Below are 25,055 nucleotides of genomic sequence, written 5' to 3' on the forward strand. Positions count from 1 at the left end.
CCGCGTCCCGCTCAGTAGACAGCGGCCGGATGGATCGCCGGTGGTGGCCACATACTCGGGGCACGAGCAAGGAGGTTCGATGACGACCGATGCGACCGTGACGGCCGACCACACGGGCTCGGATCCCGCTGAGCTGCGCAGTTACCTGCGTCAGGCAGATGCCGGGGTCCTGGTAGCGGTGCTGGCCCAACTGACCGGCGATCCCGCCGTGGTCGACCGGTTTGCCGACAAGATCTCGTTTGAGCCCGACCCTCCGGAGCAGATCGGCGTCACCGACGACGAGACCCGCGAGGTGCTGGTGGAAGCGGTGATGGCCGCACTCGACCAACCGCGTCCGGCCGGTGCGTTGCCCAGCGATGACCCGGCGCTGTTCGCCCGAATCGCGCCACTGGCGCTGGGTACCGAGGTGAGTGCCGAGTATGTCGGCTTGCTGCTGGAGCAGGGCGGATTCCATCCGTCGCAGCCGGTGCTGCCTCGGACCGCCGAGCTTCCGACGGACTTCAAGGTGGTCATCATCGGCGCCGGGATCGCGGGCATGGCCGCTGCGCTGGAATGCGCTGATGCCGGAATCGATTTCGAGATCGTCGACCGCAACGACGAGGTCGGTGGCACCTGGTACACCGCCGTCTACCCGGGCATCGGTGTCGACACACCCTCGGCCTACTACTCGCTGTCGCGCGACATCAACGGTGGATGGTCGAGCTACTACCCGCAAGGCGCTGAGTACCAGAAGTACCTGGAGTCGGTCGCCACCCAGAACAATCTGCGGGACCACACCCGATTCAGCACCGAGGTGGAGGCGCTGTGGTGGGACGAGGAGCGCCGGCTGTGGCAGATCCACGCTGTCGGTCCCGACGGCACCCGTGAGGTCAGCTATGCCAACGCGGTGATACCGGCGGTCGGCTACCTCAACCGCCCACGGTGGCCTGACCTGGCGGGCAAGGAATCCTTCGCCGGCGTGAGCATCCACTCCGCCGAGTGGGACCCGGACTTGGACCTGCGCGGCAAGAAGGTGGCGATCATCGGCGCCGGATGCACCGCGGTTCAGATCGTCGACGCCTGCGTCGGCGAAGTCGAACACCTCACGGTCTTTCAACGTCAGCCGCACTGGGTGGCGCCACGCAAGCGACTCACCGACGACGTGCCCGAGTCCCGCCGCTGGCTCAACACCCACATCCCGTACTACGCCAACTGGAATCGGCTCAAGTCGTTCTGGGGCACCGCCGACAACAACTATCCGGTGATCCTGCGGGACCCGGAATGGGCGGCCGACCACCTGTCGATCTCGCCGGCCAACGACGTGTTGCTGCGGATGTGCCTGGATTACATCGACCGGGTATTCGGCGCCGGCACGGACTTGGCGAAGAAGGTCACGCCCGACTTTGCGCCCTACGGAAAGCGCATCATTCGTGACCCCGGCGGCTACTACGCGGCGTTGGCCAAACCGCACGTCGACGTGGAGGCCAGCGAGCCGGCGCAGGTCAACGAGCGTGGGATCGTCACCCAGGACGGCCGGCAGATTGATCTGGACGTCATCATCTACGCCACCGGCTATTACCTCGATTTCTTGTCGACGGTCGATATCCGGGGCCGCGACGGCATCAAGCTCAGTGACGTCTGGGGAGACAGTCCGAGCGCCTACCGGGGCGGCATGGTTCCCGGTTTCCCGAACATGTTCATCTCGTCGGCGCCCAACTACAGCCCGGGTCACGGAGCCGGACACAACTTCGGCGTGGAGGTGATGGTGCACTACGTGATGGAATGTCTCCAGCTGATGGCGCAGCGCGGTGTGCCGACCATCGAGGTCACCCCGGAGGCGTTCGAGAGTTACGTCGGCGAGATCGACACCGCGATGGCGGACACCGTGTGGTGCCACACGCCCACCGCACACACCTACTATCGCTCCGGCGGTGGACGAATTGTCACCGCCTTCCCGTTCCGGCTGATCGATGTCTGGCAGAGCCATCGTGCTCCGATCGAGGGAGACTTCATCCTCCGATGACCGGATTACTCAGCGGCAAAACCGCATTGGTGACCGGAAGCAGTCGGGGGATCGGGCGGGCGGTCGCTCAGCGGCTGGCTGCCGAAGGGGCGACGGTAGCGGTCACCGCACGCTCTCACCAGGCGTCGCCGTCGACTCGCGCGGGCCACACGGAGGCTCTGCCGGGCACGATTGCCGAGACCGTCGCGCTGATCGAGGCAGCCGGCGGCAAGGCATTCGGCATCGCCGCCGATCTGGAGGACACCTGCCAGCGTGCCGCCTTGATCGACGAGGTGGTCGAGCGGACGGGCCGCATCGACATCTTGGTCAACAACGCCGGATACGCCGACTATTCGGTCATCGAGACCATGCCGATGCAGACTTTCGATCGCACCGTCGAACACTATGTGCGCACGCCGTTTGTGCTGATTCAACAGGCGATTCCACACATGCGGCGTCAAGGTGCGGGCTGGATCGTCAACATCGGATCTGTCACCGGGCTGGCTCCGGCGCGCCCCTACCGCGAGTACAACAAGTCCTCCGGGGATGTGATCTACGCGTCGATGAAGGCGGCACTGCACCGGCTCACCCAGGGGGTGGCGGCTGAACTGGTGGATTCCAACATCGCCGTCAACGTCGTGGGACCGTCCAGCGCGATCCGGACACCGGGTGCAGACAGCCTGATACCCGATTCGTTCCCGACCGAGCCGGTCGAGTACCTGGCCGAAACGGTGTTGGCGATGTGCCATCTACCCGCCGCCGAGCGCACTGGCCTCGTCGCGTTCAGCCTGCACTACCCCTGGTCCCAGCGGCTCGCCGTGCACAGCCTGGACGGCGCCACGGTGCTCCCGCCCCTGGAACCGCCCACGGCCGCCAATCCCAACATCCTGCCCGCCGGACTGTGATTTCCGGCGGGCCGTCACGGTTGTAGGACGGCGCGGTCGATCGCGCAGAAGCTGTGGCACACCCGATCGCGGACGATCATCTCGGTGGTCTCGGGGTCGAACCACCGGTCCACCACCGCCCAGTGGATGGGATGCATCAGGTAGGGCCCCATCAGCCCGGCGACATCGGTGAACTCCTGCTCGAACACATGCGTCCACGCGGTGGAGCCGGTCGGTTCGGTCACCCGGCTCAGCTGCCACGCGCACATGGTGCTGACATAGCCCGGCATCGACTTCAGCTCCGACTCGAACCGCGTCAGAGTCTGCGTCGAGGTGTCCGGCTGCACCCGCAACAGCAGCGTCCGGTACACCGTCGCGGGCTTACCGGTGCCGATCGGCGTGCCCTGATACGTCGCGCCGTTGACCCGGGTGATCGCGGGTTCGGACAGCGCAGCCGCGAGCTGCGGTTCGGCGATGCGCCACGCTGATTCGTCGGGGAAACGCAGGTGCGCCAACACATCCCCGCCATTGCGTGAGCCGGAATCGGTCGGTTCGACGATCCATCGCAGAGCTCCGCTGCGTTCGGCCACCGCGCGGATGGCGGTGAGCACCCGGTCGCGTTCGCCGGATTCGACGTCGAGTAGTCGCGTGACGTTAAACATCGGCTGCCGCATTCATCTCGCACAGTGCGTCGACGTCACCGGCTGCTGCCGCCACCGAGCGGCTTCGCTCCGCCACCAATTCGTCGATTTCTGACCACCATTGCCCCAACGCGGGATCCGGCCGCCCCTTCCAGGTCATCTGCCACCAGGCCAGTGGGTCGGGCAGTGACCAGGTGATCGTGATGGTGTTCGACTCATCGGCGAACCAGATGGGTGGACTGACGAGCACGCTCTGCAGTGTCATTCCGCGGTCCCGGGCCCCAGGCGCGTACTCCGCGAGATAGCGATCCACGAATCGTCGCGCCAGCCCGGGCCTGGTCACGATCCGGTCGATGACGAAGACTTCACCGTCAGCCATGCAGACGAGGCTAGGGGCGGCCCCGCCGTGAGTCCGGCAGCAGTCCCGGACACCGGGAGACAGGCGTTGACGGATCCCACCGACCGCGAGGACGGTTAGGCGATGAACGATCTCAGCCCGAATCCGTTCGCCCCCGTTCAACTCGGCCCGGTCCGACTGCGCAATCGCGTCATCAAGGCCGCGACATCCGAAGGTCGTTCGCCCGACGGGTTGGTCACCGACGATCTGATCGACTTCCACCTGAGCTTTGCCAGGGGCGGGGTCGGCATGACCACGGTTGCGTACTGCTGTGTGTCCAAGGAGGGGGCCAGCGCACCGGGGCAGATCGTGATGGACGCCAAGGCGCTGCCGGGCCTGACAAAGCTCACCGACGCGGTGCATGACACTGGCGCCGCCATCTCCGCCCAGCTGGGCCACGCCGGCGTGGTGGCGCAGAAGAAGTTGACCGGCGTTACCGCGGTGGCGCCGAGCCGCTTCGTCAATCCCACGTCGTTCGCCTACTGCCGTGAGATTCGCCGCGACGAGATCTTCACCGTCATAGATCAATTCGGCGCGGCGGCGCAGGTGGCCGTCGATGCCGGATTCGACGCGGTAGAGCTGCATTTCGGCCACCTCTACCTGCCGAGTTCTTTCCTGAGCCCGCTGATCAACCGGCGTAAAGACGAATACGGCGGAGACATCGACAACCGCTCGCGGTTCGTCCGGGAGATCGCGCAGCGAGTCCGCGACGTTGTGGGCCGGCGGATCGCGGTGATCGCGAAGTTGGACATGGATGACGGCCTGCCGGGCAGCATCTGGATTGACGAGGCGCTGCGCACCGCCCAGCTGTTGGATGCCGATGGGACGTTGGATGCAATCGAGCTGACGCAGGGCTCGTCGGTGTTCAAACCGATGTATCTGTTCCGGGGTGATGTGCCGGTGCGCGAATTCGCCCGGGTGATGCCACCGGCGCTGCGGCCCGGGGTGCGAGTGATGGGCAAGTGGGCCATGGGCAGCTATCCCTACGAAGATCTCTACATGCTATCCGCGGCACGCCAATTCGTGCCGGCCATCAAGAACACCAAGCTGATTCTGCTGGGCGGCATCACCAACCGTGAGCACCTGGAAACCGGGATGCGCGAGGGATTCGACTTCATGGCGATGGGCAGAGCGCTGTTGCGCGACCCAGATCTGGTCAACGGGATGATCGAGGATCCCCGGGTACGCAGCCGCTGCGACCACAACAACAAATGCATGGTTACCGTCTTCACGCGTACCCACTGCGTGCTCGATCCCGAGCAACGCTACGGCGACGCCGCGCCGCTGACTGCCCCGATGAAACCTGTGCAGTCCGAAGGGCCGGCGGTCATTTCGTGACGGCCGGGCCCAGAATCTCGGTGAGAGCTGCGCACGCCTGTGCGCGGGCCCGGTGGCAGATGTCGAGGGTGGGCATCGTCATGAAGCCGTGCACTCCACCCTCGAAGTAGCGCACCGCGGTGGGAACACCCGCGCGTAGTAGGGCGTCGGCATAGGACCGGCCTTCGTCACGCAACGGGTCGTGACCCGCTATGACGGCGACGGCTGGCGGTAGCCCGGACAAGTCCGGGGCGTGCAGGGGAGAAGCGTAGGGGTTGGACCGGTCGGCGACCGCGGGAACGTATTGATCCCAATACCATTGCAGCGCGGGCTGTGGGTTGTAGAAGCCGCGGCCGAACCGGCGGTAGGAGGCCGTGTCGAAGTCGGCATCGATAACCGGATAGAGCAGCAGCTGACCGCCCAGGCGCGGTCCACCGCGGTCGCGCGCCATCAACGCGGCGACGGCGGCGAGGTTGCCGCCCGCACTGTCGCCGCCGACCAGCAATCTGCTCGGGTCGGCGCCGAGCTCACCGATGTGGTCGGCGGCCCAAACGGTGGCCGCATACATATCCTCGGCTGCGGCAGGCCACCGTCCCTCTTCGGGCGCGCGCCGGTAATGCACGGAAACCACCACGGCCGGTAGCCGATTGGCGAAATCGCGGCACAGGTTGTCGTGGCTGTCCAAATCGCAGAACACCCAACCTCCGCCATGGGCGTACACCAGGGTCGGGACCGGGCCGGAATCTGCGGCGCTCGGGCGGTAGACCCGGATCTCAAGCGGCCCGTCCGGGCCGGCGACAGTGCGGTCATACACGTCGGCGACAGGCTCGGGGGTAGCAGACGGCGTGAAACGCGAGCGGATGACGGCCCGCGCCTCCGCGCCGGTCATGGTGTGCACCGGCGGGAATCCCGCGTTGAGCGCCTCGATGATCCGCGCGATCTGCGTATCCAGAATCATGCGAGCTGCAGGCTTCCCCCGCGGACCGCCGGACCTGCCCGCAGCGGCCGCATCTGTTGCAGGGTCGGAGACACCCGGACAGGTCCGCAGTCGACGGCCTGCCAGATTCCCATCGCGGCGATACGGACCGGAGCAACGAGTCGCTGGTCCAGCTTGATCCGATTCATCGGGCCGCAGACCGAAATGGCCGCAACCGCTTCACCCGGCTCGCCGATCGGCGCGGCGACGCAGCCGAAACCTGGCAGCGACTCCTCCCGGTCGAAGGCGACGCCATGGGAACGGACTTTCAGCAGCTCGCTACGGAGTTGGGCGGGGGTGGAGATCGAATACTTGGTCTGGCGGGGGAGCAGATCGGTGTTCAGCGCCTCGACGTCACGCTCATCGGCGAAAGCCAGCATCGCCTTGCCCACTGCCGTGCAATGCGCCAGCTTGCGGCCGCCGACACGGGTCGGGATGGCCGCCGCCATCCGGTCGCCGACCTTGTCCATGTACACGACGTCGGGTCCGTCGAGGACGGCGAGGTGAACCACCAGACCGGTCGCCGCGTGAAGTTCGTGCAGCTTGCGCGCCGCGGCCTTGTGGAGGCGATCCTGGTGCACTGCCAGCGATCCGAGCTCGACCAGGCGCATCCCCAGTTCGTAGTCCCGGCCGCTGCGGCGCAGCCAGCGCAGCTGGACCAGGCGCTCGAGCATCCGGTGGGCCGACGACCGGGGCAGGCCGGTCCGGCGCACGATCTGCGCCAGGGTCAGCCGGCCAGGTCCGTCGAATGCATCGAGGACCAGGGACACCCGGTCGATGACGGCGCTCGGAGTTTCGGTAGGCGCATCCTTGGCGGCGGTCATGGCTAAGGCGGCTGTCGCGGGCATCGGGGAACCTCCGTGGGTATATTCCTAATAGGTATATGCCTAATGGTCATATGTGTACCACATCGGTGTTGCTGGTGTCACACTTTGGCGGGAATTTGACCCGGCGCGCACCTGTAACCGGCACCCGAGTGGCGTCGAGAGCAACGCGACATAGGGCATTAATGCTGCGGAAACATATTCAGTGGCAAACGGTTGCCGGTCATCCAGCGTCGGCCGCCCTGGGCGGCGTGTCGTCAGGCGCGGGTGGCGCTGCGCCCGGCCCGGCGCCCGTAAAAGCTCCCGTCGCCCAGCGACACGCCGCTGGCGTAACCCCAGGCCGCCAGCCCGGCGGCCGACCGTCCTGCGGCGAACAGGCCCGGGATGGGTTCCCCGCTGACATGGAGCACTTGGGCGTCGAGCGTGGTGGCCAGCCCGCCGAGGGTGAATCCGCCGGTGGATTCCCGCAGGTCGATGGCGCCGATGGGGGAGCCGATCGGTTTCAGCCACTGTGGCTTTTTGTGCAGTAGCGGATCGTCGCCGCGGGCAGCGCCCTCGTTGTATGCCGCCACCGTGGCCTGCAGCGATCCCGCAGGCAAGCCCATCTCGGACTCCAGGTCGACCACGGTGTCGGCGACCCAGGTCGGCGGGCGCAGCATGAGTTTGGGTGACGCCGACGCCATGGCCGCGTCCTGGGCCTCGCCGTCGAGGATCAGATATGCGGTGTTGTCCTGGTGGTAGAGCGTCAGCTGTCCGACCCGGCCGGGATAGGTGTCTTCGGCGACGTATCGCTGGCCCCGGCCGTTGACCAGGATTCCGCGCACCAGCTGCTGCGGGTCGATGAAGATGGCGACTTCGGTGGCGTCCATGTGCGCCAGGTCGGCGCCGAGCGCCTGCGCCATCCGGATCGACTGGCCATCGTGTTGTTCCACCGATGCGGCCGGCCGGCCGGCGATCCGCGGCGCGAACTGCGCCACCATGGCCTGGTTGTAGGCGAAGCTGCCGGTGGCCAGCACCACCCCTCGGCGGGCACGAACGCTGATCTGGGTGCCGTAGCGGCGCGCGATCAGGCCGACGACGCGGCCATCGGATTCGACGACCAGGCGCTGAGCGCGAACGTCGTAGAGCGCCCGCGCCCCGGCCTGCAGCGCGGTGTCGACGAGCGGCTTCATCAACATGAAACCGGCGCTGGCCTCGCCCTGCTTCTTGTTGGACATCTGCGGGACGTGGCCGCGTGGCGCGGGAGTGGCGATCGTGTTGAACGGATGGGAGTTCTCGCCGCCGGAATACATCAGGCCCTCGTCGCCCAGCGGCTCCCAACCGGGATCGGCGAAGAACTCGGCCTTGAACGGCACGCCGCATTCGACGAGCCAGTCGAAGTGGGCCACGCTGCCGGCGCAGTAGTCGGCGATGCGATGCTCGTCAGCCCCGGGTCCCATCGCCACATTGAGGAATGCGGCCATGCTGTCGACCGAATCCTCGAAGCCACAAGCCTTCTGCAGCGCCGTCCCGCCGCCGAGATAGATGAATCCGCCGGCCATGGCCGCCGCTCCACCCCACGAGGCGGTGCGCTCAAGCACCAGAACGTCCGCGCCGGTGCGGGCGGCCTCCACCGCCGCAGCGGCACCCGCCACCCCGAACCCTGCGATGACAACGTCGACTTCGTAATCCCAGCCGGCTATTTCGGCGACGGCGACCGGGGTGAAGTCAGCGGTCACGGGCGCATGGCTGCGGGCAGGTCGTCAACCCACTGGTGGCCCCAGTAGCTGTCTGCCGTGATCTCTTCGGCGGTGTAATACGTCTCGTCGACCCGCATGCCCTCGGTGCCGAACTCGATGTCCCAATCGCCGGGTGCGCGGACGTAGAACGACACCATCTTGTCGTTGGTGTGCCGCCCAAGCGTCGACGACAGTTGGAAGCCGTCCTTGGTGACCCGGTCAAGCGCCTGGCCCACGCTGTCGAGACTGTCGACCTCCACCATGAGATGGATCAGCCCCGGGTCGCGCAACGTCGCCGCGGGGCACAGCGCCAGACTGTGATGACGCTCGTTGATGCCCAGGAAGCGCACGCGTACCGGCCCGAACTCCGGGGGGACCGGCACCCGGAAGGCGCCGCGTGACTTGAATCCCAATACCTCGGTGTAGAACTCGAACAGACCGTTGACATCCAGTGCGGGCAGTACCACGTGTCCCAGGCCCTGATCGCCGGTCAAAAACCTTGCTCCGAACGGTGTCACGACGGGGCTGTGGTCGAGAACCGCGCCGTGGAACACCTCAAGAGATGTGCCGGCCGGATCCTCGAACGCGATGACCTCCTCGACGCGGCGGGCGTCTGCTTCGGCCAGCGACAGCTGCTTGTACGGGACACCCGCGGCTTCGAGGGCGCGCGTCACCGCCTGCAGGGCGGCATGGTCACGGACCTCCCAGCCGACGGTGACGATCTTGTCGGTGTCACCCGGGGAGACGATGATCCGTGCGGAGCGCTCATCCATCCGCAGGTACAGCGAGTCCGGGTCGGGCCCACTGCCCTGGGCGAAACCCAGTACGCCGAAGGCGAAGTGGCGCCACCTGTCGATATCGGTGGTCTGTACGGAAACGTAGCCGAGGCTCTTGATCGCACTCACAGGCCAACCCCTAGATCATCGCCCGCAGCGGACCCTGCGGGTCCACACCGAGCGAGCTCAGCGCCGAGGCGTGATACACCGTGCCGGGAACGTGGATGGCGTGAGCCTGACCGACGTGGACGTCGCGCCAGTAGCGTTGCAACGGCTTGTCCATCCGCGCTGCGTTACCGCCGCAACGGGCGAAGATCTCGTCGACCGCCGACACCGCGCGCCACACCGCGCGTACCTGCGTCCGTCGCCCGGCCGCGCGGTCCTCGAACGAAACCTCTTTGCCCGAGGAGACGATGTCGTAGACCCGGTCGGCGTTGGCCAGGAGCTCCTGGCGAGCGGCGTTGATGTCGGCGGCGGCCTCCCCGATCGCGTACATCACGTACGGGTCGTCCTTGATCGCCACACCGCTGGAGTTCACCCGCGCCCGCTGGTAGTCGAGGGCCGCGGCAAGCGCGCCCTCTGCGATACCGATCGTGGCCGAGGAGATACCGAGCGGGAACATCGTCGACCACGGCATCAGATACAGCGGCTCGGTCATCCCGGCCTCGCGCTGGGCAGTGCCGTCCATCACCTGCATCGCATCCATCGTGCGGTAGGCCGGCACGAAGGCGTCGGAGACGATGACATCCTTGGAGCCCGTACCGCGCAGGCCCACGACGTCCCACGAGTCCTCGACGATCTCGTAATCCTTGCGCGGCAGGATCATGTGCAGCATCTGCGGGGGCATCAGCGGCTTGCCGTCGGCGTCGCCGATCATGGCGCCCAGGATGATCCAGTCGCAGTGGTCGGTGCCGGAACTGAACTGCCAGCGACCGTTGAAAAGGTAGCCACCGTCAACGGGCTTGGCGACGCCCTGCGGGGCATACGGCGACGCCACCCAGGTGTCGACGTCGTCGGCCCAGATCTCGGCGCCGACCCGAGGGTCTGCATAGGCGAGCTGGTAGGGGTGAACCCCGACGACGCCGTTGATCCACCCGGCCGACGGATCCAGTGCCGCGGTCGCCATCACCGTCTCGGCGAACTCGCGGGGGTGAACCTCGAGTCCGCCGTGCTTCTTGGACTGCAGCAACCGGATACTACCGATTTCCTTCATCGACTTGACCGTGTCGTCGGTCAGCTTGCCGATCTTCTCGGCTTCCTCGGCCTGGCCCCGCAGCTTGTCGGCGAGCTCCGCGATGCTGTCAATCACCCGTTTAGTCATGTCAGAGATGGTGACCGCGACGAGCGCGCGGCTGTCCTCCCCATCCCGGTGAGCGGACGACATTCACCGTCGACGTCAAAACTCGATTTTCAGCTTGCTCGACAGCGGGCGCGCCTGACAGGCCAGGAACAAACCCTCGGCGATGTCCTCCTTCTCCAGGATCGCCGCGTTGCCCAGGTCGACCTCGCCTTCGACCACCGTTGCCGCACAGGATCCGCAGTTGCCTTCCCGGCAGGAGAACGGCACGTCCAGACCCGCGGCGAGCATGACGTCGACCAGATTGCGGCTCTTGGGCCAGCCGAGCTGGTGGACCTCGCCGTCGATGCTGATCTCGGTCTCGGCGGCTTCTTCATCGTCGGCGATGTCGTCGATCGGCACGTCGGAGAACGGGTCGCCGGTCAGCGACTGGAACAGTTCGAGGTGAATGTTCTCCCGCGGCACACCGGCCTCGCTGAGCGCATCTTTGACGACTTCCATGAACGGCGCCGGACCACAGATGAAGGACTGGTAGCTGGTGTAGTGACGGGCGAAGCCGCCCAGCTGGGCGCGGGTGGGCAGCCCCTGGATCGACTCCAGCCAATGCAGGACGGTGAGCCGGCCGGCGTAGCGAGCCGCCAGGTCGCGCAGCTCTGCGGCGAAGATGACGGAGGCTTCATCGCGGTTGGCGTAGCACAGCACCACCCGTCCCGTGCCCGCGGCCAGTACCGATTTGAGGATCGAGATCACTGGAGTGACCCCGCTGCCGGCCGCCCACAACAGGAAGTCCGCATCCAGGTCTTGCGGCGTGAACTGACCTGAGGGTGGCAGCACGTCGATCGTGTCGCCGATGGACAGGTTGTCGCACAGCCAGTTCGACACGTAGCCACCGCTGGTGCGTTTGACCGTGAACTTGGGTGCGTCGTCGGTGTGCGGAGAACTCGCCAGTGAGTAACAGCGCGCGGCGGAGCCGCTCAGCTCGCTCGGGACGCGCAGGGTCAGGAACTGGCCGGGGCGGTAATCGAATCGGTCCCGATGCTCGTCGGGAACCTCGAGCACCATGGACTTCGCGTCCGGGCTCTCCTCGATAACGGCGGTGACGGTCAGTGATATCGCGCGCGGGCTGACCCCGGATCGGCCGGTGGATTCTGCATCGGTCATGGCCGACATTGTGAGTAGTACGGCCGGCTCGGTGGGATGCCCTCACCGGTGGCCGGGAGAAATTTCTCGATGCCCGTTGACCGGGAGACGCCCGGACCCGGGTAGCCGCGGACCAATTACGGTGGCCCCCGTGAGCAGCGCGACCGAGAGCAATGTCGACGTCATCGTGGTGGGTGCGGGGTTCGGCGGCCTCTACGCCCTACATAAATTCCGGGAGCAGGGCCTGTCGGTCCGTGTCTTCGAAGCGGCACCCGAAGTCGGCGGAACCTGGTATTTCAACCGGTATCCGGGGGCACGATGCGACGTCGAGAGCCTCGACTACTGCTACTCGTTCTCCCCGGAGTTGCAGCAGGAGTGGACCTGGACCGAGAAGTACGCCACGCAGAGCGAGATCCTCGACTACATCAAGTGGGTCGCAGACAAACTGGATCTGCGATCGGGAATCACCTTCAACACCAGGGTCGTCTCCGCGGTCCTCGATGAGGACACGCTGCGTTGGACGGTGACCACCGACGGCGCAGAGGCGGTCACCGCGCGCTTCGTGGTGATGGCCACCGGGCCGTTGTCCTCACCGTTGACCCCGGACATCCCGGGTCTGGACACGTTCGACGGCGAGATCTATCACACCGCGCACTGGCCGCACGAGGGCGTGGACTTCACCGGGAAGCGGGTCGGCGTGATCGGCACCGGTTCTTCAGGTGTGCAGTCGATTCCGATCATCGCCGAGCAGGCTGCCGAGCTCTTCGTCTTTCAGCGCACCCCCAACTACAGTGTGCCGGCGGGCAACCGTCCGTTGACCGCCGAAGAGGTCGCGCACGCCAAGGAGACGTATGACGAACGGCGCCGGATGTCGTGGCGCAGCGGCGGGGGATCCCCGCACGTGGCACATCCGAAGCTGACCATGGAAGCCTCGCCCGAGGAGCGCCGAGCCGCCTTCGAGGAGCGCTGGCATCTGGGCGGCGTGCTGTTCTCCAAGACCTTTGCCGATCAGATGATCGACATCGAGGCCAACGAAGAGGCCCGAAAGTTCTACGAGGAGAAGATCCGCGCGGTGATCGACGACCCTGAGGTCGCCGAGCTGCTGATCCCCGACGACCATCCCATCGGCACCAAGCGAATCTGCACTGACACCAACTACTTCCAGACCTTCAACCGGCCCAACGTGTCGCTGGTCAGTGTCCGCAAGACGCCCATCGAATCGATCGACGCCTCGGGTATCACGACCTCTGCGGGGCACTACGATCTCGACGCCATCGTGCTGGCCACCGGCTTCGACGCCATGACCGGGACACTGGCCAAGATCGACATCGTCGGTCGCAGCGGGCGGAAACTGGTCGATGACTGGTCACACGGCCCCCGCACCTATCTCGGGCTCGGTGTCGACGGATTTCCCAACCTGTTCCTGGTCTCCGGCCCCGGTGCGCCGGCCGTGCTGGCCAACATGGTTCTGCACGCCGAGGCGCACATCAACTGGATCTGCGACGCCATCGACTACCTCGACAAGCACGGCTACGCAGCCATCGAGGCCACCGCAGACGCCGTCGACACCTGGATCGCCGACTGCAACCAGCGCGCCGACGCCACGCTCTTCCCTCAGGCGAACTCCTGGTACGTGGGCGCCAATGTGCCGGGAAAGCCGCGCGTCTTCATGCTCTTCATCGGGGGATTCGCCACCTACCTCGATATCTGCGCCGAAGTTGCCGGCGCCGGATACAAGGGATTCCGGCTGCTCAAGGCGTCGTGATGCCGAGGCTTGCTGGCAAGGTCGCCGTTGTCACCGGTGCGGGGCGGGGAACGGGTCGCGTCCACTGCGAGCGGCTCGCCGCTGCCGGCGCCGATGTGATCGCCGTCGACATAGCCAGTGCAGCTGACGATCTCGCGACCACCGCAGACCTGGTCGTGGCTGCCGGCCGGCATTGCTTCACCGGCAGTGCCGACGTCCGGGACCTCGAGGCGTTGCGGGAAGTCGTTCGCGCCGGGGTCGCCGCGCTCAACGGACTCGACGTGGTGATCGCCAACGCTGGCATTCACGCTGCCGGCGCGCCGGTCTGGGAACTCGCCAGTGACGTTTGGCGCGACGCGATCGATGTGAACCTCACGGGGGTCTGGCACACGGTCAAGGCGGCTGTGCCCCATCTCAAGCTCGGTGGGTCCATCGTTATCATCAGTTCCACCAGTGGAATTCGTGGCCCCGCCGAGACGGCGCACTACACCGCCAGCAAGCATGCGGCAGTGGGGCTCGCCCGCACCCTCGCCAACGAACTCGGTCCACGCGGTATCCGGGTGAACACGGTGCATCCCGGAGCGGTCGCGACGCCGATGATCCGCAATGAGGTCACCTATCGGCGGCTGTGCCCCGACATCGCGAACCCGACCGAGGCGGACGCCGTCAAGGTGCTGACAAAACGCAATCTGCTCCCGGTGCCGTGGGTGGATCCGGAGGACGTCGCCAATGCCGCGGTGTTCCTTGCCTCCGACGACGCCCGCTACATCACCGGATCCCAACTCGTCGTCGACGCCGGATTGACCCAGAAGACATGACCGCACCTCGGCTCGCCGGAAAGGTAGCGCTGATCACCGGTGCGGCTCGTGGAATCGGGCGCGCGCAAGCGCTGCGGTTTGCCCAGGAGGGCGCCGACATCATCGGAATCGACCTGTGCGGCCCCATCGACACCGTCGCAGTGCCGCACGCAACTGTCGACGACCTGCACGAAACCGTACGTCAGGTGCGCGCTGCCGGCGCCCGGATAAAAACGGCGGTGGCCGATGTGCGCGACAGGGAGGCACTGGGCGTTGCCGTCGACGACGGGGTGAGGTACTTCGGGGGGCTCGACATCGTTTGCGCCACCGCTGGAATCACCTCACGCGGCCTGGCGATCGAAATGCCGGAGCAGACCTGGCAGACCATGCTGGATGTCAACCTGACCGGGGTATTCCATACCTGTCAGGTCAGCGTTCCGCATCTGATCGCACGTGGCGGCGGCGCTATGGTGCTGGTCAGCTCCATCGCAGGTCTGAGGGGACTGCAGGGGGTCGCGCACTACACCGCCGCGAAACACGGCGTGGTCGGGTTGATGCGTAGTCTCGCCAATGAGCTTGCCCCCCACCAGGTGCGGGTCAACACGGTCCATCCGACGAACGTCGACACATCGCTCATTCACAACGACGTGGTGAGCAGTGCATTTCGTCCGGACCTCGATCGGCCGCCGACACGCGAAGAGTTCGCCGACGCAGCGAAAACCATGAACATGCTCGACATCCCCTGGGTTGAGCCGATAGATGTGGCCAACGCGTGTCTGTTCCTGGTCTCCGACGAGGCACGCTACATCACGGCCGTCACGCTGCCCGTGGACGCGGGAAGTACTCAGCGACAGAGGAAATGAGCATGGTCGATATGAAGAGGTACGGCCCGTGGGCGGTGATCGCCGGAGGTTCTGAGGGCGTAGGCGCGGAGTTCGCCCGCATCCTCGCCGAGGCCGGGTTCAACCTGGTTCTCATTGCACGTAAACCGGGTCCGTTGGAGCAGACCGCGCAGCGCTGCCGAGAGCTGGGTGCCGAGGTGCGGTCCGTGGCGCTCGATCTGCTGGACGGCACGGCAGTCGATGAGATCGTGACGGCCACTGCCGGGCTCGAAGTCGGCCTGCTGATCTACAACGCCGGAGCCAGCACGTGCAACGAGCCATTCCTGGAGGCACCGCTGAATGAGTTCAGCAAGGTCATCGATCTCAACGTCACTCGCATGCTCGAGCTGGTGCAGCACTACGGTCGGGCCATGTCACTACGGCGGCGTGGTGGCATTCTGCTCGTCGGATCGCTCGCCGGCTACATGGGGGCGTGGTGCCACACCGTCTATGCCGGAGCCAAGGCCTTCTCCCGGATGTTCGCCGAAAGTCTTTGGCTGGAACTGCGTGAGCACAACGTCGACGTACTGGAATTGGTCCTGGGGGTGACGCGCACGCCGGCCATGCAGCGAGTCGGCCTCAACTTCGACGTCCCCGGAATGATCGTCAACGAACCAGCCGAGGTGGCCGCTGAAGGGCTCGCGCACCTGGCCGACGGACCTATCTACGTCGCCGGCGGAAACCTGGAGACCGCGCAGGCGAACAGCGCACCTGACCGGGCGAGAGTCGTCCTGGACTCCCACGAGAAGATTCTCTCCCTCGTCAATCGACGAGATTGACCATGCGCGCCGGATGGTCCGCTGCGGTGGCCGCAGACAACGAAGGAGAGTTCGGATGAGTGATGTCAGCGGAGAGATCGCCGAGCTGCGCGCACGCCTGCAGCGGTTGGAGGATGAACGTGACATCGCGCGCCTGATCGCCTCTTATGGACCTGCAGTCGATTCCGCGGATGCGGATGCGGCAGCGGGCCTGTGGGCGGATGACGGCAGCTACGACGTCGAGGGTTGGCGGATGAACAGTAGTGCCGATGTGCAGGCGATGGTAGCCTCACCGGCTCACCGGCAGTTGGTCGATACGGGGTGCTGTCACTTCCTGGGTCCGGCGGTGGTGACGGTCAGCGGTGAGTCGGCGGTGGCGGTCTGTGAATCGCTGGTACTTCTGCGGCGTTCAGAACCGCTACCGCACAGTGATTTCGATCTCCAGGCGTGGGACTCCTCTGCTCAGGAATACATGATCTGGCGGGCCAGCGCGAACCACTTCGAACTGGAGCGCGGTACGGGCGGCTGGCGAATCTCCCGTCGAACCAGCGCCATGATGGCCGGCCGTGAAGCCGCGCTCCGGCTGTTGAGAAGCGGTGTGAGCGGCGTGCGCCTGGTCGATGCGGAGGGACAAGGATCGTGAGCACCTATCCGCTGGCATTCTTCTCGTTCATCTCGCTGCATGAGCCGGGACCCGACGATCACCGTCGCTACAACCAGTGGCACCAGCTCGATCATCGTCCGGAGAACTTGGCTTTGCCCGGGGTTGCAGGGGGTGAGCGCTGGCGATGACCTGCGGACTGTAAGGAGATGTCCGCCGGGACGTCGGAGCAATCGGACGTCGATTACGTAGCGATGTACTGGTTTCGGGAGCCGGTCGAGCGATCGGTCCGCGAATGGGAGCAGCTCGGTGCCGATTCGTTCCAGTGGGGGAGGGGGCCGATGATCCCGGGGGTTCGCCGAACGCTGCTGGCGTTTTTCCGCCCGATCAAGGGGTACTCGGCTCCCTCGTCACTGGTGTCGCCGGAGGCGATTCCCCACCGACCCAACCGGGGCCTGCATCTGACTCTGACTCGCCACCCCGACCCGCTCGGCGCCGACACCCACGAGGAGCATCGGCTGCAGGACCAGGTCGTGATTCCCGAACTGCTCCGGCTCCCGGGTGTGGCCGGCGCCTGGACCTTCGCGCTCGATCGCCATCAGGACAACGCTCTGGGCTTGCGGTCGCAGGAAGCGTCCGACAGCGCAGGCGCACTGCGGCTGCGGGTGCTCTACCTCGATGACGACCCCCTCGACACGACGATGCGGGTTCGGCAGCGGATCGCGGAGATGCAGGAATCGCCAACGCCGCTAAGCATCGGAGAAACCGTGCTCGATACGCCGTTACGGAGCATCACGGCGTGGGTGGACTGGTGACGTCACGTAGCTGTCTCCGACGATTTCAAAAACCAGTGGTGGAAGCGAGAGGTGCGCAGTGGGAACGTACGTAGTGACCGGATCGGCATCGGGCATGGGGCGCCAAGCTGGCGAAAAGCTCCGTGCGGCAGGGCATACCGTCATCGGGATCGACATCCACGATGCGGACATCAGGGCTGATCTGTCGACGCACACCGGACGCCGATCGGCTGCCCAGGCGGCGCTGGACGCCTGTGGCGGGATCCTCGACGGTGCTGTCCTTGCCGCCGGATTGGGCCCCATCCCCGGGCGTCAGCGTTTGATTGCCCAGGTCAACTACTTCGGTGTGGTCGACGTGTTGACCGCCCTGCGGCCCGCATTGGCTCGCGCTGCAAACGCCAAGGTGGTTGTTATTGCGAGTAACTCCACCACCACGACGCCGCTGGTACCCCGCCGTGCGATCCGCGCCCTACTCGCCGGGGATGTCGACAAAGCGCTCGGTGCGGTCCGTATCTTCGGCAGCCGATCCGCCCCGATGATCTACGCGGCCTCGAAGATCGCGGTGTCCCGCTGGGTGCGGCGCCACGCGGTCACCCGGGAATGGGCCGGCGCGGGCATCCGGCTCAATGCGATTGCCCCCGGCGCCATCATGACCCCGTTGCTGGCCGAACAGCTGGCCAATCCCGCCGAGGCCAAGGCGATCAAGGCGTTCCCGGTCCCTGTGGGCGGCTACGGTGACGCCGGACAGCTTGCGGACTGGATGGTGTTCATGCTTTCCGATGCTGCTGACTTTCTCTGCGGCAGCGTCATTTTCGTGGATGGGGGTTCTGACGCGTACTTTCGTGCGGAGTCTTGGCCGGCTGCTGTGCCGGTCCGGGGTTTGCCACGCTACGCGGTGAAGTTCGTCTCGGATATCCGCTCACGGAGATCTTCGGGGACGCCGTGAATCTGTGAGGTATCTGACGTCCAGTGAGTGGACGATGATCCGGATGACGGCGGCGGATTGCGAGATGGTGCAGGTAGTTGTGTGCTGCTGTCACGATGCATCGTGAGGAAAGACGGGAAGCGTTTATGGCTGCCAAAGCCTCAGTCGCGATTGTTGGGTCGGGCAATATCAGCACCGACCTGTTGTACAAACTGCTGCGTTCGGAGTGGCTGGAGCCGCGCTGGATGATCGGCATCGACCCGGAGTCCGAGGGTCTGGCCCGGGCCCGCAAGCTCGGCTTGGAGACCTCGGCGCAGGGTGCGGACTGGCTGCTGGCCCTGGATGAGAAGCCGGACTTCGTCTTCGAGGCCACCAGCGCCTACGTGCACAAGGCGTATGCGCCCAAGTACGAGGCCGCCGGCATCCGGGCCATTGACCTGACCCCGGCCGCGGTGGGCCCGGCGGTGATTCCGCCGGCCAACCTGCACGAGCACGTCGATGCGCCCAACGTCAACATGATCACCTGCGGTGGACAGGCCACCATCCCGATCGTGTACGCGGTGACCCGCGCGGTCAAAGCCCAAGGCGGCACGGTGCCGTATGCGGAGATCGTGGCCAGTGTCGCCAGTGTGTCGGCCGGTCCGGGTACGCGGGCCAACATCGACGAGTTCACCAAGACCACCTCGGCCGGTGTGCAGACCATCGGTGGTGCCGAGCGCGGCAAGGCGATCATCATCTTGAACCCCGCCGACCCGCCGATGATCATGCGCGACACCATTTTCTGCCAGATCCCCGAGGACGCCGACCGCGACGCGATCACCGCGTCGATCAAGGACGTCGTCGCCCAGGTGCAGACCTACGTGCCGGGCTACCGGATGCTCAACGAGCCGCAGTTCGACGAGCCGTCGCTGAACTCCGGCGGGCGTGCGGTGGTCACCACGTTCGTCGAAGTCGAGGGCGCGGGCGATTACCTGCCGCCCTATGCGGGCAACCTGGACATCATGACCGCCGCCGCTACCAAGGTCGGCGAGGAGATCGCCCGCGAGATGGCGGCGGCAAAGGCTGGAGGAGCGAAATGAGCGACCACATCTTCGATGTGCGGATCACCGACACCTCGCTGCGCGACGGCAGCCACCACAAGCGGCACCAGTTCACCGGTGAGGAGGTCTCGGCGATCGTCGCCGCGATCGACGCCGCCGGGGTGCCTGTCATCGAGGTGACCCATGGTGACGGATTGGGCGGGTCCAGCTTCAACTACGGGTTCTCCAAGACCCCGGACCAGGAGCTGATCAAGCTCGCGGCGCAGACCGCCCGCGACGCCAAGATCGCCTTCCTGATGCTGCCCGGCGTGGCCACCAAGGAAGACATGAAGGAGGCGCAGGGCAACGGCGGTGTGATCTGCCGGATCGCCACCCACTGCACCGAGGCCGACGTCTCCATCCAGCACTTCGGCCTGGCCCGCGAGTTGGGCCTGGAGACCGTCGGGTTCTTGATGATGGCCCACACCGTCACCCCGGAGAAGCTGGCCGCCCAGGCCCGCATCATGGCCGACGCCGGCTGTCAGTGCGTGTACGTGGTCGACTCGGCCGGTGCGCTGGTGATGGAGGGTGTTCGTGATCGGGTGCAGGCGTTGGTCACCGAGCTCGGTGACGACGCCCAGGTGGGTTTTCACGGCCACGAGAACCTCGGGCTCGGCGTCGCCAACTCCCTGGAGGCGGTACGCGCCGGTGCCAAGCAGATCGACGGCTCGGTGCGCCGATTCGGTGCGGGCGCGGGTAACGCCCCGGTCGAGGCGCTGATCGGGGTGTTCGACAAGGTCGGGATCAAGACCGGCATCGACTTCTTCGACATCGCCGACGCCGCCGAGGAAGTGGTGCGCCCGGCCATGCCGGCCGAGTGCGTGCTGGACCGCAACGCGCTGATCATGGGTTATTCCGGGGTGTACTCCAGCTTCCTCAAGCACGCGGTGCGCCAGGGCGAGCGTTACGGCGTGCCCGCCCATGAGCTGCTGCACCGGGCCGGGCAGCGCAAGCTGATCGGCGGCCAGGAGGACCAGCTCATCGACATCGCGCTGGAGATCCAGCGGGAGCGGGCTGCGAAATAATCGCGGCATGACCTTGCGGCCACAGGCGAATCAGGCTCATCGGATGGAAGACTATGCGGTGGAACCCGTCTGCTAGCCAGCATTTTCGCTGATAGCCGCCAAGGCGTGTTCGAGTCGCCGACACAGATCAGGCGCCGTTGTCCGATTTTGGGCTATTGCAAGGATGTTTGCTATCCACACGTCCGCAACGAGTGCCGCCACCTGTTGGTGGTGATCAAGTCGAGCGGCTTGGTGGTGGCGCATGGCGTCGGCGAAGATTTGGATCAGCCTGTCCCGCACCAGTTCGGCTTTACGTGCGGCTGGCCCAGTCGCATTGAGATATGCGCGCGCCGCAGCGTCTGCGAGCAGTGGTGTCAACTCTAGCTGGGTAGTGAGCGATTCGACGGCGCTGAGCAGTCGCTGGTGCGGCTCAGTCCCGCCACCGTTGTCGGCCACGTTGTGAGCCCTGAAGTCGCTCAACCAACTGTGCAAACATTCGAGTAGCAGGCCGTCCTTTGACGGGAAGTAGTAATAGACCGAGCTGATCGGCACCCCAGCGGCATCGGCCACCGCCCGTATCCCGGTCCCTCCATTGCCATTAGCGGCCTGCTGCAATGCCGAGGCCAAAATGCGTTCGCGCCGATGATCTGGCTGAGGCTGAGTCACCGGTGAGCTTCCGAACCACGGGGCGCAGCATCCGGAGCGAATTCACCTAATGCGGCAACGGCTCTGGCCGTCCGCAGGATCGGTGCCGACCCAGAACGGACGGCAACCGAAATGAGTCGGACTGACACATCGCACCCTATCTCTCAAGGCCCGTACCGCTGGTAGTTCTGTGGTCGTGGCGGCCTCAGACCCTGCACGATAAGTTGCGCACAGATTAGTTGGGTGATGACTGCTCATTCACTGGAACGATTTTTGCCGGATGCGAATCCAGCTCAGAACCGGATGAGAGTTCGGGTACGTGCAAAGCGTCTGCGATCGAGCCCAGGACCGCCGGCATATGCGGCCAGGCCGCGGCCACTTAACGGCCGTAGGTATTGTCTAGCCGAGAAAGCTCACCAGTGTCTTCGGTTTGCCTGGTTCCGACTGTGTCGAATCCCTTGTAGCCCGCGGCGGCCACGTCGGCGATGATCGCGCCGTAGGTGCCGAAGCCGCCGACGAACGGCATGAAAACGCGCGGACGCCCGGTGATGTTGGCGCCCAGATACCACGAATTCGCCTGCGTCATCAGGGTGTCTGCTGCCCGTTGGGCGCACTCGGTGCCCCAGTCGGCGGCCGCATCCCGGCGGGCCTCCAGGGCGGTGGCGCTGCTCGCGTCGAGGTAGGCGATCGCCTCGGCGACCCAGTCGACGTGCAGTTCGGAGTGCAACACCATGTTGGCCAGCACCGACGGACTGCCCGGGCCGGTCATGTTGAACAGGTTGGGGAATCCGGGGACGCTCAACCCCAGGTAAGTGAGTGGCCCACCGGCCCAGGCGTCGTTGAGTGTCACGCCGCCGCGCCCGACGATGTCGATCTTGGCGACCGACCCGGTCATGGCGTCGAAGCCGGTCGCGAAGACCAGGACGTCCAGATCGTGGTGTGCCTCGGCGGTGCAGATGCCGCGCGCGTCGATCCGCTCGATCGGAGTGGCGCGCAGGTTCACCAGATGCACGTGGTCGCGGTTGAAGGTCTCAAAGTAGTTGTCGTCGGTGCAGATCCGCTTGGCGCCAATCGGATGGTCTTTGGGGATCAGCAGTTCGGCGGTCTCCGGGTCATCGACGATCGCACGGATCTTGTTCTCCCAGAACAGCCGTGCCGTGTCGTTGGCCGCCAGGGTGACCAGCTGATCGGGAAAGGTCTTGGAAAACAGCACCCCACCGAGTTGCCAGCGTCGCTCGTAGGCGGCGTCGCGCTCCTCGGCGCTCAGCTCCAGCGCCGAGGACGGGTGCGGCTCGTGCGGTGAGCCGCCGCCGCTGGCCCGCGACAACCGTCGGCGTTCGGGATAGCCGGCCTTCTGCGCCTCGCGGGTGGCCTCGTCCAGCGGTGCGTTCCCGGCCGGAATGCTGTAGTTCGCGGTGCGCTGAAACACCTCCAACCGGCTGGCCTGAGCCGCGATCGGCGGGATCACCTGAATGCCCGAGGAACCGGTGCCGATCACCCCGACCCGCTTACCGGTGAAGTCCACGCCGCCGTGCGGCCAGTGCGCCGTGTGATAGGTCTCGCCGGCGAACGACTCCAGTCCTTCGATCGCGGGGACATTGGCGTTGGACAGCGGCCCGACCGCGAGTACGCAGAACCGGGCGGTCACGGCCTCGCCCGCATCGGTGCGGACCTGCCAGGCCAAAGTGGTCTCATCGAGGACGATGCTGGTCGCCCGCGTCCCGAATGAGATGTCGCGTCGCAGGTCGAAGCGGTCGGCGACGTGATTGAGGTAGCGCAGGATCTCCGGCCCGGTGGCGTACTTCTCGCTCCAGTCCCAGTCCTGCTGCAGCTGGGCGTCGAAGGAGTAGGAGTAATCGACGCTCTCCACATCGCAGCGGGCGCCCGGGTAGCGATTCCAGTACCAGACCCCGCCCACCCCGTCGGCCGCCTCGAACACCCGCACGCTCAGTCCGTCACCGCGCAGGCGGTGCAGCGCGTAGAGGCCGGCGAAGCCCGCCCCGACCACGACCACATCCACGTTCGTCTCCGGCTTCATGACCGGCGATGCTAGGAACCGTGGCCGGACCGGGCACACCGGCTGTCTCGCTGGACGGGACAGGCTGTGACGTGGGGTGCTTGTGCCCGGAAGCTACGGCCATGCTCACCAATACGGCCCGACTGGCCGGCAAAGTCGTCCTGATCACCGGCGGTGCGCGCGGCCTGGGTGCCGCGTTCGCCCGGCACGTCGTCGCAGGCGGCGGCCGGGTGGTGATCGGCGACCTCCTCGACGAGGACGGGGCCAGGCTGGCCGCCGAACTCGGCGGTTCAGCGAGGCTCGACGGAGGAGAGGCGAAGCTGGGACCGCCGCATGGGCCCGGCGGTTCAGCGAGGCTCGACGGAGGAGAGGCGAAGCTGGGACCGCCGCATGGTCCCGGCGAGGCCGCGCGCTATGTCCACCTCGATGTCACTGACCCGGCCGACTGGCAAGCCGCGGTGCAGTCCGCGATCACCGAGTTCGGCGGGCTGACCGGGCTGGTCAACAACGCCGGGGTGGCGACCGGGCAGCTCGTCGAGCACGAGCCCGTCGCGCACTTCCGCAGCGTGCTGGAGGTCAACCTGGTGGGCGTGTTCAACGGCATCCAGGCCGTCATCGCGCCGCTGCGCGCTGCGGGCGGCGGCTCCATCGTCAACATCTCGTCGGCCGCCGGGCTGATGGGCCTGGCGCTGACCGCCGGGTATGGCGCATCCAAGTGGGGGGTGCGCGGCCTGTCGAAGATCGCGGCGGTCGAACTGGCCGGCGAGAAGATCCGGGTCAACTCGGTGCATCCCGGCATGACCTACACCCCGATGACCGCGCAGGTCGGCATCCAGCCTGGGGAGGGGCGCTACCCGAACACCCCGATGGGTCGTGTCGGTCTGCCCGAGGAGATCACCGGCGCCGTCAGCTTCCTGCTGTCCGACGAGGCCGCCTACATCACCGGCGCGGAGATCGCCGTCGACGGCGGCTGGACCGCGGGACCCACCGTGCAATACGTGATGGGGCAGTGACGTCGCGGGGATAATGCCCTCGTATGGATGCCACGTCGATGGTGGCGCGAGTTGCGCTGATCATCAACCTGTTCGACCAGCCCGGCAAACGACTGCGTCTCGATCAGGTGGCGGCCCGCACCGGGCTGCCGCGATCGTCGGTGCACCGAATCCTGACCCAGCTGGAGTCGGCCGGTCTGGTGCAGCATCGGCCCGACGGCTACGGCATGGCCTCCTCACCGCTGCCGGTGTCGCAGATCGTCGACCACGCCGAACTGCGCGGCGTGGCCTCGCCGACCCTGGCCCGCCTGCACTCTGACACCAGGCTGGTGGTGCATCTGGGGGTGCTGCTCGGCGCCGACGTCGTCTATCTCGACAAGGTCGCCGGCGACGGTGGCGCACTGGTACCGACCCGGGTGGCCGGTCGCACCCCGGCGTACGCGAGCGCATTGGGCAAGGCGCTGCTGGCCCGACTTCCGGCCGAGGATGTGGATGCGCTCGTCGGCGACCGGCTCGCCAAACGGACCCGGGCCACCATCGCCGACCGGGCCACCCTGCACCGCGAACTGGCCCGGATCCGCAGCCGACACGGGCTGGCCTACGACACCGAGGAACTGGCGGTAGGCCTGTCCAGTGTCGCCGCGCCGATCCGTGCGGGTGACGGTCTGATCGCCGGGCTGTCACTGACGGGCGCGGTGCCCATGCACCGGCTGCAGCGCACCGCGCCGTTCGTCATGCGCGCCGCGGGCCGGATCTCCCACGAGTTGAGCGGATCGGCCCCGGCCGACGGCCAGCAGCGCGCGGCCGACACCGACAGCATGCTGTCTCGGGTATTGCGCACCATCTCCGCCGACGCCTGGGTCTGAC

25 protein-coding genes are annotated in these 25,055 nt (G+C 66.3%); 15 read left to right on the forward strand and 10 right to left on the reverse strand.

What is annotated here, in order from left to right; genetic code table 11:
- The first annotated feature begins 79 nt into the window (after positions 1 to 79).
- On the forward strand, positions 80 to 2,002 hold the full coding sequence (locus ACJH5R_RS07865) for an NAD(P)-binding domain-containing protein (protein ID WP_406781690.1): 1,923 nt from the start codon (positions 80 to 82) through the stop codon (positions 2,000 to 2,002).
- A complete protein-coding gene (locus tag ACJH5R_RS07870; RefSeq protein ID WP_406781691.1) occupies positions 1,999 to 2,886 on the forward strand; it encodes an SDR family NAD(P)-dependent oxidoreductase in 888 nt (295 codons plus the stop codon). Before ACJH5R_RS07865 ends, ACJH5R_RS07870 begins: the two co-directional genes overlap by 4 nt.
- Positions 2,887 to 2,900: 14 nt before the next feature.
- Here the strand turns inward: ACJH5R_RS07870 and ACJH5R_RS07875 are convergent, their stop codons facing one another.
- Complete coding sequence (locus tag ACJH5R_RS07875) at positions 2,901 to 3,527, reverse strand: Dabb family protein (protein WP_406781692.1); 627 nt, start codon at positions 3,525 to 3,527, stop codon at positions 2,901 to 2,903.
- Complete coding sequence (locus ACJH5R_RS07880; RefSeq protein WP_406781693.1) at positions 3,520 to 3,885, reverse strand: hypothetical protein; 366 nt, start codon at positions 3,883 to 3,885, stop codon at positions 3,520 to 3,522. The genes ACJH5R_RS07875 and ACJH5R_RS07880 overlap by 8 nt, the downstream gene beginning before the upstream one ends.
- 102 nt (positions 3,886 to 3,987) lie before the next feature.
- Here ACJH5R_RS07880 and ACJH5R_RS07885 point away from each other — a divergent pair, with 102 nt between their 5' ends.
- On the forward strand, positions 3,988 to 5,241 hold the full coding sequence (locus tag ACJH5R_RS07885; protein WP_406781694.1) for an NADH:flavin oxidoreductase: 1,254 nt from the start codon (positions 3,988 to 3,990) through the stop codon (positions 5,239 to 5,241).
- Here the strand turns inward: ACJH5R_RS07885 and ACJH5R_RS07890 are convergent.
- The 6 genes from ACJH5R_RS07890 to ACJH5R_RS07915 form a co-directional block, all read right to left on the reverse strand.
- Complete coding sequence (locus ACJH5R_RS07890; protein ID WP_406781695.1) at positions 5,231 to 6,178, reverse strand: alpha/beta hydrolase; 948 nt, start codon at positions 6,176 to 6,178, stop codon at positions 5,231 to 5,233. The two genes, ACJH5R_RS07885 and ACJH5R_RS07890, sit on opposite strands and share 11 nt — an antisense overlap.
- Positions 6,175 to 7,044, reverse strand: coding sequence for an IclR family transcriptional regulator (locus ACJH5R_RS07895; protein WP_406781696.1), 870 nt, complete (start codon positions 7,042 to 7,044; stop codon positions 6,175 to 6,177). Before ACJH5R_RS07895 ends, ACJH5R_RS07890 begins: the two co-directional genes overlap by 4 nt.
- A 233-nt stretch (positions 7,045 to 7,277) precedes the next feature.
- A complete protein-coding gene (locus ACJH5R_RS07900; protein ID WP_406781697.1) occupies positions 7,278 to 8,738 on the reverse strand; it encodes an FAD-dependent oxidoreductase in 1,461 nt (486 codons plus the stop codon).
- Complete coding sequence (gene bphC / locus ACJH5R_RS07905) at positions 8,735 to 9,643, reverse strand: biphenyl-2,3-diol 1,2-dioxygenase (RefSeq protein ID WP_406781698.1); 909 nt, start codon at positions 9,641 to 9,643, stop codon at positions 8,735 to 8,737. Before bphC ends, ACJH5R_RS07900 begins: the two co-directional genes overlap by 4 nt.
- A 10-nt stretch (positions 9,644 to 9,653) precedes the next feature.
- Positions 9,654 to 10,835 (reverse strand): acyl-CoA dehydrogenase family protein, encoded by a 1,182-nt coding sequence (locus ACJH5R_RS07910; RefSeq protein WP_406781699.1) that lies wholly within the window; start codon positions 10,833 to 10,835, stop codon positions 9,654 to 9,656.
- Between the two features lie 75 nt (positions 10,836 to 10,910).
- Positions 10,911 to 11,972, reverse strand: coding sequence for a 2Fe-2S iron-sulfur cluster-binding protein (locus ACJH5R_RS07915; protein ID WP_406781700.1), 1,062 nt, complete (start codon positions 11,970 to 11,972; stop codon positions 10,911 to 10,913).
- 121 nt (positions 11,973 to 12,093) lie between these two features.
- Here ACJH5R_RS07915 and ACJH5R_RS07920 point away from each other — a divergent pair, with 121 nt between their 5' ends.
- From ACJH5R_RS07920 to dmpG, 10 genes are all read left to right on the forward strand, one after another.
- Complete coding sequence (locus ACJH5R_RS07920; RefSeq protein ID WP_406781701.1) at positions 12,094 to 13,716, forward strand: flavin-containing monooxygenase; 1,623 nt, start codon at positions 12,094 to 12,096, stop codon at positions 13,714 to 13,716.
- On the forward strand, positions 13,716 to 14,513 hold the full coding sequence (locus ACJH5R_RS07925; protein ID WP_406781702.1) for a mycofactocin-coupled SDR family oxidoreductase: 798 nt from the start codon (positions 13,716 to 13,718) through the stop codon (positions 14,511 to 14,513). The genes ACJH5R_RS07920 and ACJH5R_RS07925 overlap by 1 nt, the downstream gene beginning before the upstream one ends.
- Entirely contained in the window at positions 14,510 to 15,355 is an 846-nt protein-coding gene (locus ACJH5R_RS07930) for a mycofactocin-coupled SDR family oxidoreductase (protein WP_406781703.1), read from the forward strand. Before ACJH5R_RS07925 ends, ACJH5R_RS07930 begins: the two co-directional genes overlap by 4 nt.
- Before the next feature lie 2 nt (positions 15,356 to 15,357).
- Positions 15,358 to 16,152, forward strand: coding sequence for an SDR family NAD(P)-dependent oxidoreductase (locus ACJH5R_RS07935; protein WP_406781704.1), 795 nt, complete (start codon positions 15,358 to 15,360; stop codon positions 16,150 to 16,152).
- Between the two features lie 55 nt (positions 16,153 to 16,207).
- A complete protein-coding gene (locus ACJH5R_RS07940; RefSeq protein ID WP_406781705.1) occupies positions 16,208 to 16,774 on the forward strand; it encodes a nuclear transport factor 2 family protein in 567 nt (188 codons plus the stop codon).
- Entirely contained in the window at positions 16,771 to 16,923 is a 153-nt protein-coding gene (locus ACJH5R_RS07945) for a hypothetical protein (protein WP_406781706.1), read from the forward strand. The genes ACJH5R_RS07940 and ACJH5R_RS07945 overlap by 4 nt, the downstream gene beginning before the upstream one ends.
- Positions 16,924 to 16,941: 18 nt before the next feature.
- Positions 16,942 to 17,547 (forward strand): hypothetical protein, encoded by a 606-nt coding sequence (locus ACJH5R_RS07950; protein ID WP_406781707.1) that lies wholly within the window; start codon positions 16,942 to 16,944, stop codon positions 17,545 to 17,547.
- A gap of 58 nt (positions 17,548 to 17,605) precedes the next feature.
- Positions 17,606 to 18,472, forward strand: a complete 867-nt coding sequence (locus ACJH5R_RS07955) for an SDR family oxidoreductase (protein ID WP_406781708.1) — start codon at positions 17,606 to 17,608, stop codon at positions 18,470 to 18,472.
- Positions 18,473 to 18,597: 125 nt separating this feature from the next.
- Complete coding sequence (locus tag ACJH5R_RS07960; RefSeq protein ID WP_406759764.1) at positions 18,598 to 19,530, forward strand: acetaldehyde dehydrogenase (acetylating); 933 nt, start codon at positions 18,598 to 18,600, stop codon at positions 19,528 to 19,530.
- A complete protein-coding gene (gene dmpG / locus ACJH5R_RS07965) occupies positions 19,527 to 20,555 on the forward strand; it encodes a 4-hydroxy-2-oxovalerate aldolase (protein WP_406759765.1) in 1,029 nt (342 codons plus the stop codon). The genes ACJH5R_RS07960 and dmpG overlap by 4 nt, the downstream gene beginning before the upstream one ends.
- A 72-nt stretch (positions 20,556 to 20,627) precedes the next feature.
- Here the strand turns inward: dmpG and ACJH5R_RS07970 are convergent, their stop codons facing one another.
- Together ACJH5R_RS07970 and ACJH5R_RS07975 are read right to left on the reverse strand one after the other, a co-directional pair.
- Positions 20,628 to 21,200, reverse strand: coding sequence for a TetR/AcrR family transcriptional regulator (locus ACJH5R_RS07970; RefSeq protein WP_406781709.1), 573 nt, complete (start codon positions 21,198 to 21,200; stop codon positions 20,628 to 20,630).
- 358 nt (positions 21,201 to 21,558) lie between these two features.
- Positions 21,559 to 23,217, reverse strand: a complete 1,659-nt coding sequence (locus ACJH5R_RS07975) for a flavin-containing monooxygenase (protein ID WP_406781710.1) — start codon at positions 23,215 to 23,217, stop codon at positions 21,559 to 21,561.
- Between the two features lie 101 nt (positions 23,218 to 23,318).
- Here ACJH5R_RS07975 and ACJH5R_RS07980 point away from each other — a divergent pair, with 101 nt between their 5' ends.
- Positions 23,319 to 24,209 carry an SDR family oxidoreductase gene (locus ACJH5R_RS07980; protein ID WP_406781711.1) on the forward strand — a complete coding sequence of 297 codons (891 nt, stop codon included), beginning with the start codon at positions 23,319 to 23,321 and terminating at the stop codon, positions 24,207 to 24,209.
- A gap of 23 nt (positions 24,210 to 24,232) precedes the next feature.
- Positions 24,233 to 25,054, forward strand: coding sequence for an IclR family transcriptional regulator (locus ACJH5R_RS07985; RefSeq protein ID WP_406781712.1), 822 nt, complete (start codon positions 24,233 to 24,235; stop codon positions 25,052 to 25,054).
- The last annotated feature ends 1 nt before the right edge of the window (position 25,055 follow it).

Source organism: Mycobacterium sp. SMC-19, from assembly GCF_045310815.1.
Taxonomy (GTDB): domain Bacteria; phylum Actinomycetota; class Actinomycetes; order Mycobacteriales; family Mycobacteriaceae; genus Mycobacterium.

Excerpts from the sequence above, each read along its gene's own strand:
- ACJH5R_RS07975 (WP_406781710.1), bottom strand. The coding sequence starts at position 23,217 with ATGAAGCCGGAGACGAACGTGGATGTGGTCGTGGTCGGGGCGGGCTTC.
- ACJH5R_RS07880 (WP_406781693.1), bottom strand. The coding sequence starts at position 3,885 with ATGGCTGACGGTGAAGTCTTCGTCATCGACCGGATCGTGACCAGGCCC.
- ACJH5R_RS07980 (WP_406781711.1), top strand. The coding sequence starts at position 23,319 with ATGCTCACCAATACGGCCCGACTGGCCGGCAAAGTCGTCCTGATCACC.
- ACJH5R_RS07930 (WP_406781703.1), top strand. The coding sequence starts at position 14,510 with ATGACCGCACCTCGGCTCGCCGGAAAGGTAGCGCTGATCACCGGTGCG.
- ACJH5R_RS07915 (WP_406781700.1), bottom strand. The coding sequence starts at position 11,972 with ATGACCGATGCAGAATCCACCGGCCGATCCGGGGTCAGCCCGCGCGCG.
- dmpG (WP_406759765.1), top strand. The coding sequence starts at position 19,527 with ATGAGCGACCACATCTTCGATGTGCGGATCACCGACACCTCGCTGCGC.
- ACJH5R_RS07870 (WP_406781691.1), top strand. The coding sequence starts at position 1,999 with ATGACCGGATTACTCAGCGGCAAAACCGCATTGGTGACCGGAAGCAGT.
- ACJH5R_RS07890 (WP_406781695.1), bottom strand. The coding sequence starts at position 6,178 with ATGATTCTGGATACGCAGATCGCGCGGATCATCGAGGCGCTCAACGCG.
- ACJH5R_RS07865 (WP_406781690.1), top strand. The coding sequence starts at position 80 with ATGACGACCGATGCGACCGTGACGGCCGACCACACGGGCTCGGATCCC.
- ACJH5R_RS07950 (WP_406781707.1), top strand. The coding sequence starts at position 16,942 with ATGTCCGCCGGGACGTCGGAGCAATCGGACGTCGATTACGTAGCGATG.
- ACJH5R_RS07885 (WP_406781694.1), top strand. The coding sequence starts at position 3,988 with ATGAACGATCTCAGCCCGAATCCGTTCGCCCCCGTTCAACTCGGCCCG.
- ACJH5R_RS07925 (WP_406781702.1), top strand. The coding sequence starts at position 13,716 with ATGCCGAGGCTTGCTGGCAAGGTCGCCGTTGTCACCGGTGCGGGGCGG.
- ACJH5R_RS07985 (WP_406781712.1), top strand. The coding sequence starts at position 24,233 with ATGGATGCCACGTCGATGGTGGCGCGAGTTGCGCTGATCATCAACCTG.
- ACJH5R_RS07875 (WP_406781692.1), bottom strand. The coding sequence starts at position 3,527 with ATGTTTAACGTCACGCGACTACTCGACGTCGAATCCGGCGAACGCGAC.
- ACJH5R_RS07910 (WP_406781699.1), bottom strand. The coding sequence starts at position 10,835 with ATGACTAAACGGGTGATTGACAGCATCGCGGAGCTCGCCGACAAGCTG.
- ACJH5R_RS07935 (WP_406781704.1), top strand. The coding sequence starts at position 15,358 with ATGGTCGATATGAAGAGGTACGGCCCGTGGGCGGTGATCGCCGGAGGT.
- ACJH5R_RS07960 (WP_406759764.1), top strand. The coding sequence starts at position 18,598 with ATGGCTGCCAAAGCCTCAGTCGCGATTGTTGGGTCGGGCAATATCAGC.
- ACJH5R_RS07895 (WP_406781696.1), bottom strand. The coding sequence starts at position 7,044 with ATGCCCGCGACAGCCGCCTTAGCCATGACCGCCGCCAAGGATGCGCCT.
- ACJH5R_RS07940 (WP_406781705.1), top strand. The coding sequence starts at position 16,208 with ATGAGTGATGTCAGCGGAGAGATCGCCGAGCTGCGCGCACGCCTGCAG.